This is a genomic window from Pseudomonas emilianonis (assembly GCF_023072625.1).
GTDB classification, from domain to species: Bacteria; Pseudomonadota; Gammaproteobacteria; order Pseudomonadales; family Pseudomonadaceae; genus Aquipseudomonas; species Aquipseudomonas paraveronii.
Window position 1 is genome coordinate 1 of sequence record NZ_JAKNRV010000710.1, and the last position, 1054, is coordinate 1054.

The following is a 1054-nucleotide window of genomic DNA, read 5'->3' on the forward strand; positions in this document are numbered from 1 at the left end:
GTATCGATACGCCCAGGCCCGCGGCCACCAGGCTGCGCACGGCTTCGGTGGAGGCGGTGCGCAAGGTGACGCGTGGTTGCAGGCCGGCTGAGGCCCACATGCGTTGGGCGTTGTGGCCCATTTCGTCGACGTTCAGTTGAATCAACGGCTCACGCGCCACATCGGCCAGGTTGATGCTGTCGTGTTCCAGCAGTGGATGTTGCGCCGGCAGCCACAGGCGGTGGGGCGAGTGGGTGAGTACTTCGGTCTGCAGCGCGTGGCGGTCTTCGAGGTTGGAGAGGATCAACACGCCCACATCGATCTCGCCGCTGACCAGCAAATGCTCGATGTACGGGCGCTCATCCTCCATCACGCGGATTTCCACATTGGGGTAGGCGCGCTGGAAACGGGTGAGCAGGTCGGCCAGGTAATAACCGGCCACCAGGCTGGTCACGCCGACGATCAACTGCCCGGCCACCTGATCGGTGCTCTGCTGCAGGCTGCGCTTGGCGTTGTCGACGGTGGCCAGGATCAAGTGCGCCTGGCGCAAAAACTGATGGCCCTGGTGGGTCAGGGTCATGCCCTTGGCATGGCGGTTGAACAGGTTGACGCCGATTTCCTGTTCCAGTTGCTGGATCGCCAGGGTCAGGGTCGACTGCGAAATAAACGCGGTTTGCGCCGCCGCGGAGATCGAGCCGGTCTCGGCCACGGCGATGAAGTGCCGGATTTGACGCAAGGTCATCATGCTGGAATTACCAGTGGGGTGTTTTTATCGACTGACTCGAGTGTATATCGATTTAACCGAAGGATAGCCGCGTTACATCTGGAAGCACTCTAGATCAGGGTTTTTTAGCACTTAGTTTTACGCTGGGAGCCTATTGGTCCTATGAACCCTAGTGTCTGGAGGCTACGCATGAATACCCGTGGATTACTCGATCAACTGCTCAAGTCTGGTCAGGACATGTTGCAGAACAAGGCCGGTGGCCAGGGCAAATCCGACGACAAAGGCGCCCTGGGCGGGTTGCTCGGCAGTGGCGGGCTCGGCAGTTTGCTCGGTGGCGCCGGTGGCGGAGCC

At 60.6% G+C, this 1054-nt stretch carries 1 protein-coding gene and 1 pseudogene; one reads left to right on the forward strand and one right to left on the reverse strand.

Going from position 1 to position 1054, the window contains the following annotated elements:
• A partial coding sequence (locus L9Z73_RS31080) for a LysR family transcriptional regulator (protein WP_247408829.1) occupies nucleotides 1–724 on the reverse strand: 724 nt, incomplete at its 3' end.
• Between the two features lie 168 nt (nucleotides 725–892).
• On the opposite strand from L9Z73_RS31080, the pseudogene L9Z73_RS31085 reads away from it, so the two are divergent.
• Nucleotides 893–1054 (forward strand): annotated as a pseudogene (locus L9Z73_RS31085) (tellurite resistance TerB family protein); the annotation flags it as partial.